The 15228-nt window shown below is 64.0% G+C and carries 16 protein-coding genes; 7 read left to right on the plus strand and 9 right to left on the minus strand.

Going from position 1 to position 15228, the window contains the following annotated elements; genetic code table 11:
• Positions 1–3: 3 nt before the first annotated feature.
• From purM to ACSQ3L_RS23465, 5 genes are read left to right on the plus strand one after another with little or no spacing between them, the layout of a single operon-like run.
• Entirely contained in the window at positions 4–1068 is a 1065-nt protein-coding gene (gene purM / locus ACSQ3L_RS23445; RefSeq protein WP_436162065.1) for a phosphoribosylformylglycinamidine cyclo-ligase, read from the plus strand.
• Complete coding sequence (gene purN / locus ACSQ3L_RS23450) at positions 1065–1778, plus strand: phosphoribosylglycinamide formyltransferase (protein WP_436162066.1); 714 nt, start codon at positions 1065–1067, stop codon at positions 1776–1778. Before purM ends, purN begins: the two co-directional genes overlap by 4 nt.
• Positions 1779–1831: 53 nt before the next feature.
• Positions 1832–2107, plus strand: coding sequence for a type II toxin-antitoxin system ParD family antitoxin (locus ACSQ3L_RS23455; RefSeq protein ID WP_436162067.1), 276 nt, complete (start codon positions 1832–1834; stop codon positions 2105–2107).
• Between the two features lie 4 nt (positions 2108–2111).
• On the plus strand, positions 2112–2405 hold the full coding sequence (locus ACSQ3L_RS23460; RefSeq protein ID WP_436162068.1) for a type II toxin-antitoxin system RelE/ParE family toxin: 294 nt from the start codon (positions 2112–2114) through the stop codon (positions 2403–2405).
• 48 nt (positions 2406–2453) lie between these two features.
• Positions 2454–2963, plus strand: a complete 510-nt coding sequence (locus tag ACSQ3L_RS23465) for a SixA phosphatase family protein (protein ID WP_436162069.1) — start codon at positions 2454–2456, stop codon at positions 2961–2963.
• A 31-nt stretch (positions 2964–2994) separates the two neighbouring features.
• On the opposite strand, the gene ACSQ3L_RS23470 is transcribed toward ACSQ3L_RS23465, so the two are convergent.
• The 8 genes from ACSQ3L_RS23470 to ACSQ3L_RS23505 all read right to left on the minus strand — a co-directional run bounded on the left by ACSQ3L_RS23470 (position 2995) and on the right by ACSQ3L_RS23505 (position 11258).
• A complete protein-coding gene (locus ACSQ3L_RS23470) occupies positions 2995–3219 on the minus strand; it encodes a DUF680 domain-containing protein (RefSeq protein ID WP_436162070.1) in 225 nt (74 codons plus the stop codon).
• A gap of 222 nt (positions 3220–3441) precedes the next feature.
• Positions 3442–3699: a DUF680 domain-containing protein gene (locus ACSQ3L_RS23475; protein WP_436162071.1), complete on the minus strand. Its 258-nt coding sequence runs from the start codon at positions 3697–3699 to the stop codon at positions 3442–3444.
• A gap of 392 nt (positions 3700–4091) precedes the next feature.
• Positions 4092–4871: a 4-hydroxy-tetrahydrodipicolinate reductase gene (gene dapB / locus ACSQ3L_RS23480; protein WP_436162072.1), complete on the minus strand. Its 780-nt coding sequence runs from the start codon at positions 4869–4871 to the stop codon at positions 4092–4094.
• 16 nt (positions 4872–4887) lie between these two features.
• Entirely contained in the window at positions 4888–6981 is a 2094-nt protein-coding gene (locus ACSQ3L_RS23485; RefSeq protein ID WP_436162073.1) for an ATP-dependent helicase, read from the minus strand.
• A gap of 88 nt (positions 6982–7069) precedes the next feature.
• Positions 7070–7243: a hypothetical protein gene (locus ACSQ3L_RS23490; RefSeq protein ID WP_292637738.1), complete on the minus strand. Its 174-nt coding sequence runs from the start codon at positions 7241–7243 to the stop codon at positions 7070–7072.
• 399 nt (positions 7244–7642) lie between these two features.
• Positions 7643–8809: a M20 aminoacylase family protein gene (locus tag ACSQ3L_RS23495; RefSeq protein WP_436162074.1), complete on the minus strand. Its 1167-nt coding sequence runs from the start codon at positions 8807–8809 to the stop codon at positions 7643–7645.
• Positions 8810–8826: 17 nt separating this feature from the next.
• The gene (locus ACSQ3L_RS23500) at positions 8827–10053 is read right to left on the minus strand and encodes a Zn-dependent hydrolase (RefSeq protein WP_436162075.1); all 1227 of its coding nucleotides are present in this window, start codon (positions 10051–10053) and stop codon (positions 8827–8829) included.
• Complete coding sequence (locus ACSQ3L_RS23505) at positions 10050–11258, minus strand: diaminopropionate ammonia-lyase (RefSeq protein WP_436162076.1); 1209 nt, start codon at positions 11256–11258, stop codon at positions 10050–10052. Before ACSQ3L_RS23505 ends, ACSQ3L_RS23500 begins: the two co-directional genes overlap by 4 nt.
• 74 nt (positions 11259–11332) lie before the next feature.
• Here ACSQ3L_RS23505 and ACSQ3L_RS23510 point away from each other — a divergent pair, with 74 nt between their 5' ends.
• Both ACSQ3L_RS23510 and ACSQ3L_RS23515 read left to right on the plus strand, forming a co-directional pair.
• The gene (locus tag ACSQ3L_RS23510) at positions 11333–11842 is read left to right on the plus strand and encodes an Lrp/AsnC family transcriptional regulator (protein ID WP_436162077.1); all 510 of its coding nucleotides are present in this window, start codon (positions 11333–11335) and stop codon (positions 11840–11842) included.
• Positions 11843–11927: 85 nt separating this feature from the next.
• Positions 11928–13070, plus strand: a complete 1143-nt coding sequence (locus ACSQ3L_RS23515; protein ID WP_436162078.1) for a flavin-containing monooxygenase — start codon at positions 11928–11930, stop codon at positions 13068–13070.
• 27 nt (positions 13071–13097) lie between these two features.
• Here the strand turns inward: ACSQ3L_RS23515 and ACSQ3L_RS23520 are convergent, their stop codons facing one another.
• Positions 13098–15206, minus strand: a complete 2109-nt coding sequence (locus ACSQ3L_RS23520; RefSeq protein WP_436162079.1) for a molybdopterin-containing oxidoreductase family protein — start codon at positions 15204–15206, stop codon at positions 13098–13100.
• Between the last annotated feature and the right edge of the window lie 22 nt (positions 15207–15228).

Raw genomic sequence — 15228 nt, forward strand, 5'->3', positions numbered from 1 at the left:
GAAATGACCAAGCGCAAGAACGGGCTCACCTATGCCGAGGCTGGCGTCGATATCGATGCCGGCAATCTCATGGTCGAGAAGATCAAGCCGCTGGTGCGCGCGACGCGCCGGCCGGGCGCCGATGGCGAGATCGGTGGGTTTGGCGGCTTGTTCGACCTCAAGGCGGCCGGGTTTACCGATCCAGTGCTGGTGGCGGCGAATGACGGCGTCGGCACCAAGCTCAAGATCGCCATCGATGCCGGCAAGCACGACACGATCGGCATCGATCTCGTCGCCATGTGCGTCAACGACATCGTCGTGCAAGGTGCCGAACCGCTGTTCTTCCTCGACTATTTCGCCACCGGCAAGCTCGATCCCGATCAGGGTGCCGCGATCGTCGGCGGTATCGCCGAGGGCTGCCGCCAGGCCGGCTGCGCGCTGATCGGCGGCGAGACGGCGGAAATGCCCGGCATGTATCACGGCAACGACTACGACCTTGCCGGCTTTGCGGTGGGTGCCGCCGAACGCGGCCAGCTCTTGCCCACCGACGATATCGTCGAGGGCGACGTGCTGCTGGGTCTGGCTTCCTCGGGCCTGCATTCGAACGGATTTTCGCTGGTGCGCCGCGTCGTTGCCGTCAGCGGCCTGGCGTGGAGCGATCCGGCGCCGTTCAACGACGAAGCCACTCTGGCCGAGGCGCTGCTCGAGCCGACCCGCATCTACGTCAAGTCGATCCTCAAGGCGATCCGCAACACGCATGGCATCAAGGCGCTCGCCCACATCACCGGCGGCGGCTTCCCGGAAAACATTCCGCGCGTGCTGCCCAAGGATTTTTCGGCCGAGCTCGACCTCGAGGCGATCGACGTCCCTCCAGTGTTTTCGTGGCTGGCCAAGACCGGCGGCGTGGCGCCGGAAGAGATGATGCGCACCTTCAATTGCGGCATCGGCATGATTTTGGTGGTCGCGTCCGGCCAGGCAGCGCAGGTCGCGGCTGTCCTGCAGGAGGCCGGCGAAACCGTGACGCCGATCGGCCGCATCGTGCCGCGCCGCGACGCCGGCGTCATCTATCGGGGCTCGATCGGCCTATGAGCGCGCAGAGGAAACGTACCGTTGTCCTGATCTCGGGGCGCGGCTCCAACATGACCGCGCTGATCGCGGCGGCCAGCGACCCGGCCTTCCCGGCCGAGATCGTCGGCGTCATTTCCGACAAGGCCGACGCTGCCGGCCTCGGCATCGCCAAGGCGCGTGGCATCGCCACACAGGTCGTCTCGCGCGCCGACCATGCCAGCAAGCAGGCGCATGACGCCGCGATAGACGCAGCGCTCGCGGCCTTCAATGCCGAGATCGTGGCGCTGGCCGGCTACATGCGCATCCTCACACCCGGCTTCGTCCAGAAATGGCAGGGCCGCATGATCAACATCCACCCTGCCCTGCTGCCCGCGTTCAAGGGGCTCGACACCCATGCGCGCGCACTGGCCGCCGGCATGCGCATCCATGGCTGCACCGTGCATTTCGTCACCTCCGAGATGGATGACGGCCCGATCATCGCCCAGGCGGCCGTGCCGGTGATGGTCGGCGACACCGCGGATGCGCTGGCTGCCCGTGTGCTGAAGGCCGAGCACCGGCTCTATCCGCTGGCGCTGGGGCTGGTCGCCGAAGGCAAGGCGCGCATGGAGGCCGGCCGCACCGTGCTTGCCCACTTTGCCGACGATGCCGACAACAGCACTTCGGTGGTGATGGCGCCCGACCCGCTGCGCGAAGAAACCGACCTCGAGCATCTGGCGCGCATCACGCCTTGAATCCTTGAGCGCGGTAGCAAATATTGCTACCTTCTGGCCAAGGAGACAGTTCGATGGCGACAGTCGAAAAAGTCAGCGTGGCGCTTTCCCCGGAACTGCTAGGGATGGTCAAGGAGGCCGTTGACAGCGGCCGCTATGGGTCTGCAAGCGAAGTGATCCGTGAAGCGCTACGCGAGTGGCAGTTGCGCCAGCCGCTTCGCGAGGCCGAAATGGAGCGATTGCGCAAGGCATGGACGGAGGGACTGGAGAGCGGCCCGTTCGCTGCTTTCGACATCGAGGACATCAAGCGGAAGGCCCGCAACCGGCTCGTCGACGCTGTCAAGAAATAGGCCAATGGCAGGCGTGCAGATCATTCGCAGCCCGGCGGCGGAAAATGATCTTATCGGCATCTGGCTCGCCATTGCCGAGCACAGCCCCCGTGCCGCCGATCATTTTCTGGATGCCATCGCCGAGCGCATCTTGCAGCTTGCCGTTTTTCCCGAGTCCGGACCCCGAAGACCCGACATCGGCGCCGATACGCGAGCGCTGACCATCGGCAATTATCTAATTCTTTATCGTCGCGCCGACGGCCGGATCGAAATTGTACGCATCGTGCATGGCGCGCGCGATGTGTCGACGTTGCTCTGATGCATACCGGCCTCCCGGCACGACATCCCTTGGATTGAACAGAAACCAATGAAACAGCTGCTCCTCCTGCGTCACGCCAAGTCGAGCTGGGACGGCCCTGATCTCGATGATTTCGACCGGCCGCTCGCCGAACGTGGATTGAAGGCGGCACGATTGATGGGGCGCGAGCTTGCGGCGCGCGGCTGGCTACCGGACCTGGTGCTGGTGTCGGCGGCGCGGCGAACTCGCGACACCTGGCGGCTAGTGGCGGCTGAGCTACCCACGCACCCTCGGATCGCGTTCATCGAGGCGCTCTATGGCGCTTCAGCGAAGGACATTCTGAGCCAGGTTCATCAAACGGACCCGTCATGCGGCAGCTTGCTGGTGATAGGCCACAATCCGGGCCTGGAGGATTTGGCCAGGCAGCTTGCCGGGCCAGGATCGGAGACCAACGCGCGCAAGAAGCTCGAGGAAAAATTCCCGACGGCAGCCCTTGCGCGCTTTGTCTTCGAAGGCGACTGGTCCGGCCTGTCCTCCACCCGGCTGACACATTGTCTGCGGCCGAAGGATCTGGGCTAGAATCCAGGAGGCCAAACCTTCCGCTTGATAATCAGTTGCCCCAGATGCCCTGGCCGGGGTCTGGCCAGTTGGTTGTGGCCTTCATCCTGGCATCCGCAGCCTTGTGCCCAGCCATGGTCTTCACCGAGCCGGTGACGGCGTGGTCAACGCTGACAACCGGCTGGCTCGCATTGTTGGAGCCGTAGTGGTCGCTGCCGGCAAAGGCGCTTCCGGTGGCAACGAAGATGGCGGCGACGGTGAGAGCGATCTTGTGCATTTTCAAGTCTCCTGGTTTTCCGTTAGGCGGCGTCTTGGGAGGACGGTTCCGCTAACGACAAGACCAGATGCCATCCGGTTTTATTCCAGGAAGCGGCGATACTTTGTGGATCATCGGTGGAATTCGGAGATCGGTCGCCGCCTGGGCATCGGCGTCGTCATGCGCAAAAAACAAGAGCGGCGGGCTAGGCCCACCGCTCTTTGTCGTCAAGGCCTGCGTTGATCAGCGGCCCCAGATGCCCTGGCCAGACTGAGCTGGCACCTTGGCATTGGCGTCGCCCTGTGCCTTCGAGGGCTTGAGGATCGAGCCGGTGTGCGAGGTATCGAGGTTGAAAGTCGACTGGCCAGTAACCGACTGGCTGGTAACCGACTGGTTCGGAACCGGCTGGTTGGCATTGTAAGAGCCATAGTTGTCGCTGGCGGCAAAGGCGCTGCCCGTGGCAACAAGCAGAGCAGTGGCGGTGAGTGCGATCTTGGTCATTATTTTATTCCAGTATTTCTTTGCTCTGTCCGTCTAGTGGCGCGCTTGGGAGGAATTTCGCGTCACTCGGACCACACCGAGATGGGTTTGCCCTGCCGCGGATTCCAATCACGAAGATGTTCCCTTGCGACCCGAATCCGGGCCTTGAAATTCGGTGATGGCCTCCGGCGGTCATAATTTTATGATTAAATATCAGGTCGTTAGGTGGATACCGCCCCTCGCCAGTGAGGCCGTTAGCCAAGCCAATGTTCACCATCTGCTACACAGTGCGTCAACATAAATCGAACCGAACGGTTCGGTTTGAACGAGTCTGAGCCGCCCAGCTTCATTTTACGGTGCGGAAGTGGGCGAGGTATGGATCCGGACATCCACCCAGAACGACAAATCGGCAGCTATTGGCCGGTCAGGCCCAGCACGTCGCGCATGTCATATTCGCCGGGCGGGCGTCCCGCTAACCAAAGTGCAGCGGCGATGGCGCCGCGGGCGAACATGATGCGGTCGCCGGCCGCATGCGACAAGGTCACGGTCTCACCCTCGGCGCAAAAGCTAACGCTGTGTTCGCCGACGATGCTGCCGCCGCGCATCGCCGCAAAACCGATCTCACCAGCCGGCCGCGCGCCGATGACGCCGTCGCGGACGCGCCTTGCAACTGTGTCCAGGTCGATGCCGCGCCCGCCAGCGGCAGCTTGCCCCAGCATCAGGGCGGTGCCTGACGGCGCATCGATCTTGTGGCGATGATGCGCCTCGACAATTTCGACATCCCAGTCGTTGGGATCGAGCGCCTTCGCCGCCCGCTCGACCAATCCGACCAGCATGTTGAGCCCAAGCGAATAACTGCCTGAGCGCACGATGGGAACCGTTTTCGCGGCGTCGGCGATATCAGCTAACTCAGCTGCACTGAAGCCCGTCGAGCCAATGACCAGGGCCGGCCCGCCGCGCTCGGCGCAAATCCTGGCCAGGTCGGCCGAGGCGGCCGGCGTGGTGAAATCGATCGCGATGTCGGCAATGGCAAGTGCCTCGTCGCGGCTCACCAGCCCTTCGCCGACGGCGCCCGGCCGGTGGAAGCGGGCGGCGAGCGCCAGCCGCGCATCGCCCCGCACAGCCTCCGCCATCTGGCGGCCCATGCGCCCCAGCGCGCCGGCGAGGGCTATCCTGATCGGTGGTTGGAGCATGGCGCTATCCCAGCGGCTATTTCCACATGCCGCGCATGCGCGCTCCAATGTCGACGCGCACCTCCGGCCTGGCCGCCCTGCCCTGTGCCGCCTGCGCGCTCGGCCAGGACACCTGCTGGAATGCCGCGAGGATCGAAGCCGGGATGAAGCGCGTGCGCGAGGCATAGAGATGGCGGTCGCCGCGCGCCGCCTGGCCGTGCGGAAAGAAGCGTTGCGGCATGACCAGGTTGAGATTGTCCTTGGCCCTGGTCATCGCCACGTAGAGCAGCCGTCGCTCCTCCTCGAGGTCTTCCTTGGTGCCGACGCCGAGATCGGCCGGGATGCAGCCGTCGACCGTGTTGAGCACGAAGACATTCTTCCATTCCTGGCCCTTGGCCGAATGGATGGTCGACAGGATCAGATAATCCTCGTCACGATGCGGCGGCCCGGCCTGGTCGCTGGTGGCGTCCGGCGGATCGAGCGTCAGTTCGGTGAGAAACCGTTCGCGCGAGGCATAGCCCGAACCGATCTGCTCGAGCTGCAACAGGTCGGCGCGCCGCGTCGTCGCATCCTCGTGGATGCGCTCAAGGTGCGGCTCGTACCACAACCTGATCTGTTCGAGATCGGCCGGCCATTTGGCGCCGGCCCGCAGGCCGGAATAGAGCGAGACGAAGCCCGGCCAGTCATCCGCGGCGCGTTGCGGCGGGCGCCAGCCGGCCAGGCCCATCGCCTCATCCAGCGCCGTCGTCATGGTCTCGACGATCTGTGCGGCAGCCGAAGGGCCGATGCCCGGCATCAGTTGCAGCACGCGGAAGCCGGCGACCCGGTCGCGCGGGTTTTCGGCAAAGCGCAGCACCGCCAGCACGTCCTTGACGTGCGCGGCATCGAGGAATTTCAAGCCACCGAACTTGACGAAGGGAATGTTGCGGCGCGTCAGTTCGATCTCCAGCGGCCCGCTGTGGTGCGAGGCGCGAAACAGCACCGCTTGGGATTTCAGCGCCGTCCCGGCCTCGCGCTCGGCCAGGATCGTGTCGCAGACGAAATTGGCCTGCTCAACCTCGTCGCGCACGGTCACCAGCCTCGGCCTGTCGTTGGATTTGCGCTCCGACCACAGGTTCTTGGTGAAGCGCTCCGAGGCCTCGCCGATCACCGCATTGGCGGCGGCCAGAATGGTTTCGGTGGAGCGGTAATTGCGCTCCAGCATCACCACATCGGCGGCTTGCGCGAACTGGTTGGGGAAGTCGAGGATGTTGCGCACCTCGGCGGCACGGAACGAATAGATCGACTGCGCATCATCGCCGACCACGGTCAGCCCGGCACCGTCGGGTTTGAGCGCCATCAGGATCGAAGCCTGCAGGCGGTTTGTGTCCTGGTATTCGTCGACTAGCACATGGTCGAACCGTCCACCCAGATGCGCTGCTATTTCAGGCTCGGCCGCCATCTGCGCCCAGTAGAGCAGCAAATCGTCGTAATCGAGCACGTTTTGCGCCTGCTTGGCTTCGACATAACCGGCGAACAATTCTTTCAGTTGCTCCGCCCAGCCGGCGCACCAGGGAAAAGCCGACCCCAACACCTCGTTAAGCGGCGCCTGTGCGTTGACGGCGCGCGAATAGATGGCAAGGCAGGTTCCCTTGGTCGGGAAACGCGCTTCCGTCTTCGAGAAGCCGAGTTCGTGGCGGACCAGATTCATCAGATCGGCGGAATCCTCACGGTCATGGATGGTGAAGGCGGGGTCGAGGCCGATCTCCAGCGCGTAGTCGCGCAGCAGTCGCGCACCAATGCCGTGAAAGGTTCCAGCCCAGGTCAGTGCATCGGCAATCACCGCGGCGTCGCGGCCAAGCACCTCGCCGGCAATGCGCTCGACCCGCTTCGCCATTTCGGACGCGGCGCGACGCGAAAAGGTCATTAGCAGGATGCGGCGCGGGTCGGCACCCTTGACGACCAGATGGGCGACGCGATGCGCGAGCGTATTGGTCTTGCCAGATCCGGCGCCGGCAATGACCAACAACGGGCCGGCGATCTTGCCGTCGCCGTGCTCGACGGCCATGCGCTGGGCGTCGTTCAGCCGGGCGAGATAGGCTGGCTGGACGGTCGGTTCCCGAAAAGTCGAATCAGCAGTGGCGAGGTTCATCGCCCATCAAGCATCGTTTCTGCTTTGTTCGCAACGTCGATGCGAGGATGGCTCATGCCTGATAGGCCGAAGCGCGACGTCCGTTTCTTTAGCGTTGCGGATCGACGCCCATCGCGGCCGACTGCCGGCGCAGGGTCTCACGATCATGTTGCGACGGCGGCAATAGCAAGGGGTCGACTGTATCGGGCACGTCCTCGACCATCTTCCTAGCGATGCGATAGGCGACGTAGGCCAAAGCGCCGGCGACTAGCAGACGAAACATGGCTGCAGCACTCCGTTGGAGCAGAACCAACCGAGGAAACGGCATTTGGTTCCCCTGCCGACTGTCTCGACCGCGTGGAGATCGAGGGGCGGCTATAGCTTCGCCAACGTCGACGCAATGCATTCCTCGATACGCTTTTGGAGAAGAAGGCCGGCGCCGCTTGGGAGGAATGAAGCGCCGGCCAAGCGGATAATTAGGTCCGCCGCACAGCAAGACTAGCTGAGTCTTTCCCTTGCGTCATCGGTCCATTGTCTTTGTTAACAGCGTACCGATCCGCGTGACGCTACGCATATCCGGCGCGACAAACGCGTGTTTTGACCATCATGCCGGCAATCTCCTTGAGGAGTTTTGCCGCCACGCCGGGCCAGCGGCGAGCACGGCCTGGCAGTCACGCCGCGATCATCTCCCGGCTGCGAGCCTTTGCCTGACCACGGCGACATGGAAATTCGTGCCGAACAACAGCCCGTCATCGTTGAAGTCGTAGCTGGAATTGTGCAGCGGCGCGGAAGCGTCGCCATTGCCGAGGAAGACGAAGCAGCCCGGCACGTGATCGAGGAAACGGGCAAAATCCTCGGAGGCGGTCATCGGTTCGCGGGCGACGGCGATGTTGCCGGGCTCGAACACGTTTCTGGCGGCGGCGAACGCGGCATCGACCAGTTCGCCATCATTGCGCAGCGGCACGAATTCCCTGCTGTATTTGACCTCGGCGGTGACATTGTAGGCCGCGGCGGTGCCCTCGGCGATGATGCGCATCTGCCGCTCGATCTCGGCGCTGACCTCGGAACGAAAGCTGCGCGCATCGCCGAGGATGCGGGCAAGGCCGGGCAGAGCGTTGCGGGTGCCGTCGGTGATCAGTTCGGTCACCGACACCACCGATATGTCGGCCGGGCTCAGCCGGCGCGAGACGATGGACTGCAGATTGGTGACCAGCGCGCAAGCGGCGACCAACGTTTCGTTGCCGGCGTGCGGCCGCGCGGCATGGCCACCGAGCCCTTTCAGCACGATCTCGAAGATATCCTCGGCCGACATGATGGCGCCGGCGCGGGTCTCGAAATGCCCGATCGGCAGGCCGGGCATGTTGTGCAGGCCAAAGATCTCGTCGAAAGGAAAACGCTGCATCAGCCCATCGTCGAGCATGGCGAGTGCGCCCCTGCCCCATTCCTCGGCCGGCTGGAAGATGAAGCGCACGGTGCCGTCGAAACCGCCCTCACCGGCCAGCAGCTTTGCCGCGCCGAGCAGCATGGTGGTGTGGCCATCATGGCCGCAGGCATGCATGATGCCGGGATTGCCGGAACGGTAGGGTGCGTCCGACTGTTCGGTGATGCGCAGCGCATCCATATCGGCCCTGAGTGCTATCGCCCGATTGCCACTGCCGCGCTTCAGCGTGCCGACGACGCCGGTGCCGCCAACACCCTCGGTGACATCGTCGAGGCCGAACTCACGCAGTTTGGCGGCGACGAAGGCGGCTGTACGCTTCTCCTCGAAGCCGAATTCGGGATGCGCATGCAGATCGCGCCGCCAGAAAATCATCTCCTGCTTCAGCGCGTCGCGATTGAGTTCAGACATTTCTTTGCCCTGTTGACCTACTTTGCAAGTTGCGCGGCCACATCAAGCAGGATGTTGGCGCCGGCAACAAGCTCGGCATCGTCGGTGTGCTCGCGCGGACTGTGGCTGATGCCGCCGATGCTCGGCACGAAGATCATCGCCGCCGGAGCGATGCGCGCCAGCATCTGTGCATCATGGCCGGCGCCGGACGTCATGCGCCGGACGCCGAGGCCACGGGTTTTCGCGGCGGCCTCGATCAGCTCGACGATGCCGAGGTCGAAGATCACCGGCTCGAAGCGGGCCAGTTGCTCGACCGAAACTGCCACGTTCTCGACGGCGGCAAGCTGCTCGATATAGGCGGCAAGCACCGCCTCCTCCGCCTGCAGGCGCTGTTCGTCGGGATCGCGCAGATCGACGGTGAAGACCGCACGGGAGGGAATGACATTGATGGCATTTGGCTCGAAGCGGATCGTGCCGACGGTGGCGACGGTCGGCGCGTTCGAGGCTTTGATCCGGTCAAGCAGGAAGGTGATGATCCGGGCGGCGGCGTGGCCGGCATCGTGGCGCATCAACATCGGCGTGGTGCCGGCGTGGTTGGCAACGCCTTCGATGGTGATGCGTTGCCAGGAGATGCCCTGCAGATTCTCCACCGCGCCGATCGGGACGCCCTCACGCTCCAGCACCGGCCCTTGCTCGATATGCAGTTCGAGATAGGCATGCGGCTTGAGGAAGCCGGGCTCCCGGTCGCCGGCATAGCCGATGCGGGCGAGCTCCTGCCCAAGCACGCTGCCATCGGTGCCGACAGCCGCCAGCACCGTTTCGGCATCGATGCCGCCGGCATGGACCAGCGAGCCCATCATGTCGGGGGTGTAGCGCACGCCCTCTTCATTGGTGAAAGCGGCGACCGCGACCGGGCGCGACGGCGAAAAGCCTGATGCCTTGAGCGTCTCGATCACCTCCAGCCCGGCAAGCACGCCATAGCAGCCGTCATAGATGCCGGCATCGATGACAGTGTCGATGTGCGAGCCGATGAGCAGCGGCGCCCGCTCCATATTTTCCGGGCTTTGCCAGATGCCGAAAATGTTGCCGACCCGGTCGATGGCGACATCGAGCTCGGCCTGCCGCAGCCAGCCGACGAAGAGGTCGCGGCCCTGCCTATCGGTGTCGGAGGCGGCCAGCCGGATCAGCCTGCCCTCACCGTCACGACCGACGGCACCGAGTTCGCGGATACGGCCAAGCAGCCGCTGTGCATCGATGGCGATCATGACGTTGCCTCGGCTGTTATCTTGCCTTCCAGCACATTGGCCGGGCTCATGCCAACCAGCTCGGCATAGCGATGCGGGTCGGTGGCGCCTTCGGTGTTGATCACCAGCACCCGCGATTTTTGGTCGAGCCCAAGGTCGGCCTTGTTGTCGGCCATTGCCCTGATCAGCCCGGCAAGGCCGACGCCGCCGCTTTCGCCGGCGACGATCACCGGGTCGCCGGCCGCCGGCCGCGCCAGCCGCCGCATCACCGCGATGGCGTCGGCCTCGTCCACTGTCATGAAGGCATCAGCGGCACGCTCCAGCACCCGCCAGGCGACCGGAGAGGCCTCGTAGCATTCAAGCATGGCCATCACCGTCGGCTGGCCGTGCGCGACCTTGACCGGGTGCCCGGCCTGGGCGGCGGCAAAAACACAAGCAGCACGCGCCGGCTCGACCACGATGACGGTCGGCCTGGCATCACCGAGCACGATGGCGAGATGGCCGGCCACCGCAGCGGCAATGCCGCCGACACCGGCCTGCACGAAGACATGCGTTGGCACCCGAGGGAGCTGACGCAAGGCTTCGCGCACGATCGCCGTATAGCCCTGCATGACCAGGCCGGGAATGCGCTCGTAGCCGGGCCACGAGGTGTCGGAGACCACGGTCCAGCCTTTCTCGGCCGAAACCTGGGCGGCTTGCCTGACCGAATCGTCATAATTGCCGTCGAGACGGATCATCTCGGCGCCATAGCGGGCGATCGCCGCGATACGCTCCTCGCTGACGCCGGCATGGACGAAGATCGCCGCCTTGGCACCGACGAGTTGCGCGCCTTGCGCGACCGAACGGCCATGATTGCCGTCGGTAGCACAGGCAAATGTCATCGCCGCGGCGACGGCCCGCACATCAGGCCGATCGAGATCGGCCACATCGACGAGCCGACCAAGCCGGTTTCCAGCCTTCTCAAGCACAAGGCGGAAGACCGCATAGGCGCCGCCAAGCGCCTTGAAGCTGCCGAGGCCAAGGCGAAAGCCCTCGTCCTTGATATGGATGGCGCCCAGTCCGAGCTCGGCGGCGAGCGCCGGCAGCGCATGCAGCGGCGTCATCCGGTGATTGTCGCGATGGGAAAGAAAATGTTCGACCGTGTCGGCTCCAGTCACGCCAAGGGTTTCGGCATCGATCGGATCGAGCGGCCGGCGGTGCGATGCGTTGCGGTTGAGCAGGAACATTGGCGGCCTCGTTGGTGTTCAGCGAGAACATATTGCAGGACTGTCGCAAAGAGCGCTGTAATATGGCTTCCCAAATGCAAGTTTGTTTCGTCCGGGATATTCCATTGCCTGTATTGCCGCCCTCGCTCGACAGTTTCGACCTCGCCATCCTTGCCATCCGGCAGCGCGACAACACGACGCCGCAACGGCTGATCGGCGAGGCGGTCAACCTGTCGGCGCCGGCGGTGCAGCGCCGTATCAAGCGCATGGAACAGACCGGCGTCATTGCCGGCAATGTCGCGGTCATCGAGCCGGCGGCGGTCGGCCAGCCCATCACCATCTTCGTCGAGGTGGAACTCGAGAGCGAACGTGCCGAACTGATCGACGCGGCCAAGCGGCAGTTCTCGGCGACCCCTGAGGTCCAGCAATGCTACTACGTCACCGGCGAGGCCGACTTCATCCTGGTGATCACAGTGGCCGACATGGGCGCCTATGAGGCGCTAACGCGAAAACTGTTCTTCGACAGCAACAATGTCCGCAAATTCCGCACTTTCGTTGCCATGGACCGGGTCAAGGTCGGGTTGACGGTGCCTTTACCTGTCTAAGCATTTGCCGCGCGGCGGCAGGCCCTTTACTTGCCCACCATGTTTTTGACATTCTCGGGCTGTGAATTCTGCTGCGGAGGCGCGCTTGGACGACACCACCCCAGTTGCGATCATCGGTGCCGGGCCTGCCGGCCTGGCCATTGCCGCGTGCCTGCGGCAGAGCGGGCAGGATTTCGTCCTCCTGGAAAAAGAGCAGCAAGCCGCACCCGCCTGGCGACGCCACTATGAGCGCGTCCATCTGCACACGGCCAAGCGCTACTCCTCGCTGCCCTTCGTGCCCTTTCCCAAGGAATATCCGCGTTATGTGCCGCGCGATCTCTTCGCCGCATATCTCGATGCCTACGCGCAGCGCTTCGATCTGCGGCCCCGATTTGGAGAAACGGTGCGCGCGATCACCCGGCGGGGCAGAAGCTGGTTCGTGGATACGACGACTGGTCCCTTGCATGCTTCAAACGTTGTGATTGCGTCTGGCAACAACGCGGAGCCGCTGATGCCCGGATTTGCCGGCGCCGATACCTTCAAGGGCCAAAAGCTGCATAGCGCCGACTATCGCAACGCCATGCCTTTCGCCGGCCGGCCGGTACTGATCGTCGGCATGGGCAACACCGGCGCCGAGATCGCACTCGATCTGGTGGAAGGCGGCGCGCGGCCGACGATCTCGGTGCGCGGCGGCGTCCATATCGTCCCGCGCGAGTTACTCGGCGTGCCCATCCAGATGATCGGCATGGCGGCGCGCCTGATGCCGCAACGCATCAACGATGCCTTGTTCCCGGTCATCCTCGATCTGGCGTTGGGCAGGCTGGAGAAATACGGGCTCAGGCGGCCAAGGCAAGGAATGCTGCAGCAGATCTCCGAGGCGTCGCGCATTCCGACGATCGATATCGGCACGGTGCGCAAAATCCGCGAAGGGGCGATCAAGGTCGTACCCGACATTGCCGAGATCACCGAACAAGGCGCCCGTTTTGCCGACGGCAGGCATGGCGAGTTCGACGCGATCATCTTCGCCACAGGCTTCCGGCCGGGCCATGCAAGATTGCTGGAGCCCGGCGTCCAGCCAGGCCGCAGCGGCGTCAATGCAAGGGCTTCAGAGCTCGGCCTTTATCTCATCGGCTTTCACAATCCGGTCACCGGATTGTTGCGCGAAATCTCGATCGAGGCAAAGCAGATCGCCGACGACATCGGTCTCCGGCGAAATCGAAAGAAAGCGGCTGAAACCCTGCCGGTATGATTTGGCGAGATTGAGTTCTCGCCAATCTCAGCCTGCCGCGCGCAGCCAGACCTTGTTGTCGTGGAAGGCAGCGCCGCCATAGGGCGCCGGCGCATCAGCGCCGGTCAGCACGTTGATGCCCTCGCCGCGCTCATGGGCGCTGTTTGGCCAGATGCCTTCGGCGATGACGACGCCACGCTTGATGCCGCCGAAGAGCTTTGCATGCAGCACGACTTCGCCGCGCTGGTTGCCGACCTCGACGCGGTCGCCGTCGGCCAGCCCAAGTGCTGCGGCATCATCGGGGTGCAGCAAGAGTTCCGGCCGGCCTTCCCTGGCCTTCGACACCGGTGTCTCGGAAAAGGTCGAATTGAGAAAGTTTCGTGCCGGCGAGGTCGTCAGCCGGAACGGATGCGCCTCGTCGGCGACCTCGATCAGGTCGACATGGTCTGGAAATTCCGGCAGAAGCGCCACCGGGCCGAACAGGCCCATGCTTTTGGGCGGCCTGTTGGGCGCCGCCTGCCCGGTCCAGTCGGCGCGGAAACGGAATTTTCCATCCGCATGGCCAAATCCCTTGATGAAATGCGCGGTGTCGAAATCCGGCTGCAGGTCAACCCACTTGTCTTCCTTCAAGCTGTCGAAGCTGCCCAGCCCGCGCTTGCCAAGGATGATGTCGATATGCTGCTGCTCGGTCAGGCCGAAGCCGGGACGATCGGCGACGCCGAGGCGCTCAGCCAGTTCCTCGATGACGAAATGGTTGGTGCGCGGCCCTTCCGGCGGCTCGATCAATTTGGGGCCGAGCGTGATGTGCTGGTTGCCGCCGCCCTTGTAGACGTCGTCATGTTCCAGGAACATCGTCGCCGGCAGCACGACATCGGCAAGCTTGGCCGTGTCGGTCATGAACTGCTCATGCACGCAGGAGAACAGGTCGTCGCGCATAAACCCCTGCGTCACCAGCCGCTGCTCCGGCGCCACATTCACCGGGTTGGTGTTCTGGATCAGCATCGCCGTCACCGGCGGGCCGCCGTAAAGCGCATCGCTGGCTCCGGTCAGCACCGGGCCGATGCGCGAATGGTCGAGATGGCGGATCGAGGGATCGCGCATCTTGGTGCCTTCCAGCACATCCTGATTGAGCTTGAAGATGCCGGAATTGGAATGGAAGGCGCCGCCGCCCTCATATTGCCAGCTGCCGGTAACCGCGGCGATGCAAGAGGCGGCATGCATGTTGACGGCGCCATTGCGCTGGCGTGCGAAGCCATAGCCGAGGCGGAAATAAGTCTTCTTCGTCGTGCCGACGAGACGGGCAAAGGCCTCGATCTCGGCGACCGTCAAGCCGGTGATATCAGCCGCCCAGTCCGGCGTGCGCGTCTTGAGATGCGCCTCTAGCCCCTTCGGGTCGTCAGTGTATTTCGAGAGATAGGCGCGGTCGGCCATGCCTTCCCTGAACAGCACATGCATGACCGCGCAGGCCAGAGCGCCATCGGTGCCGGGCTTCAGCACCAAGCCGAGATCGGCCTGCTTCATCGTCGCGTTCTCGTAGACGTCGATGACGACGATTTTCGCACCACGCTCCTTGCGTGCCCTGATGGCGTGGGTCATCACATTGACCTGCGTGACCACCGCATTGGTGCCCCAGATCACCACGCAATCGGATTTCGCCATCTCGCGCGGGTCCGGCCCGCGCAGCGCGCCGGCTCCCATCATCCAGCCGGTCCAGGCAAGATTGGTGCAGATCGAACCAAAGAAGCCGGAATATCTTTTCGCGTGGCGCAGCCGGTCGATGCCGTCGCGCTGCACCAGCCCCATCGTGCCGGCATAATAGTAGGGCCAGACCGTCTCCGAGCCGTATTTCACTTCAGCCGCAATGAACTTTTCGGCGACGAGATCGAGCGCGACCTCCCAGCTCGCTTCCTTCCAGGCGCCGTTGCCCTTGGCACCGGCGCGGATCAGCGGCTTCAGCAAACGGTCGGGATGGTGGACGCGGTCGGCATAACGCGCGACCTTGGCGCAGACGACACCGGCCGTATAGCTGTTGGACTTGGCGCCATGGACGCGGCCGATGCGATTGCCGTCGAGCAGTTCGACTTCGAGTGCACAGGTCGAAGGACAATCATGCGGACAGGCCGAATGGCCGATGCGGAGCTTGGCGTGCTGGTTCATGGGATGAGGTTAGCGGGTTTCG

Source organism: Mesorhizobium sp. LjRoot246, from assembly GCF_964254115.1.
In the GTDB taxonomy this organism is placed as follows: Bacteria; Pseudomonadota; Alphaproteobacteria; order Rhizobiales; family Rhizobiaceae; genus Mesorhizobium.

Excerpts from the sequence above, each read along its gene's own strand:
- ACSQ3L_RS23455 (WP_436162067.1), top strand. The coding sequence starts at position 1,832 with ATGGCGACAGTCGAAAAAGTCAGCGTGGCGCTTTCCCCGGAACTGCTA.
- ACSQ3L_RS23475 (WP_436162071.1), bottom strand. The coding sequence starts at position 3,699 with ATGACCAAGATCGCACTCACCGCCACTGCTCTGCTTGTTGCCACGGGC.
- purM (WP_436162065.1), top strand. The coding sequence starts at position 4 with ATGACCAAGCGCAAGAACGGGCTCACCTATGCCGAGGCTGGCGTCGAT.
- ACSQ3L_RS23460 (WP_436162068.1), top strand. The coding sequence starts at position 2,112 with ATGGCAGGCGTGCAGATCATTCGCAGCCCGGCGGCGGAAAATGATCTT.
- dapB (WP_436162072.1), bottom strand. The coding sequence starts at position 4,871 with ATGCTCCAACCACCGATCAGGATAGCCCTCGCCGGCGCGCTGGGGCGC.
- ACSQ3L_RS23500 (WP_436162075.1), bottom strand. The coding sequence starts at position 10,053 with ATGATCGCCATCGATGCACAGCGGCTGCTTGGCCGTATCCGCGAACTC.
- ACSQ3L_RS23485 (WP_436162073.1), bottom strand. The coding sequence starts at position 6,981 with ATGAACCTCGCCACTGCTGATTCGACTTTTCGGGAACCGACCGTCCAG.
- ACSQ3L_RS23465 (WP_436162069.1), top strand. The coding sequence starts at position 2,454 with ATGAAACAGCTGCTCCTCCTGCGTCACGCCAAGTCGAGCTGGGACGGC.
- ACSQ3L_RS23490 (WP_292637738.1), bottom strand. The coding sequence starts at position 7,243 with ATGTTTCGTCTGCTAGTCGCCGGCGCTTTGGCCTACGTCGCCTATCGC.
- ACSQ3L_RS23505 (WP_436162076.1), bottom strand. The coding sequence starts at position 11,258 with ATGTTCCTGCTCAACCGCAACGCATCGCACCGCCGGCCGCTCGATCCG.
- ACSQ3L_RS23495 (WP_436162074.1), bottom strand. The coding sequence starts at position 8,809 with ATGTCTGAACTCAATCGCGACGCGCTGAAGCAGGAGATGATTTTCTGG.
- ACSQ3L_RS23470 (WP_436162070.1), bottom strand. The coding sequence starts at position 3,219 with ATGCACAAGATCGCTCTCACCGTCGCCGCCATCTTCGTTGCCACCGGA.
- ACSQ3L_RS23520 (WP_436162079.1), bottom strand. The coding sequence starts at position 15,206 with ATGAACCAGCACGCCAAGCTCCGCATCGGCCATTCGGCCTGTCCGCAT.
- ACSQ3L_RS23510 (WP_436162077.1), top strand. The coding sequence starts at position 11,333 with ATGCAAGTTTGTTTCGTCCGGGATATTCCATTGCCTGTATTGCCGCCC.
- purN (WP_436162066.1), top strand. The coding sequence starts at position 1,065 with ATGAGCGCGCAGAGGAAACGTACCGTTGTCCTGATCTCGGGGCGCGGC.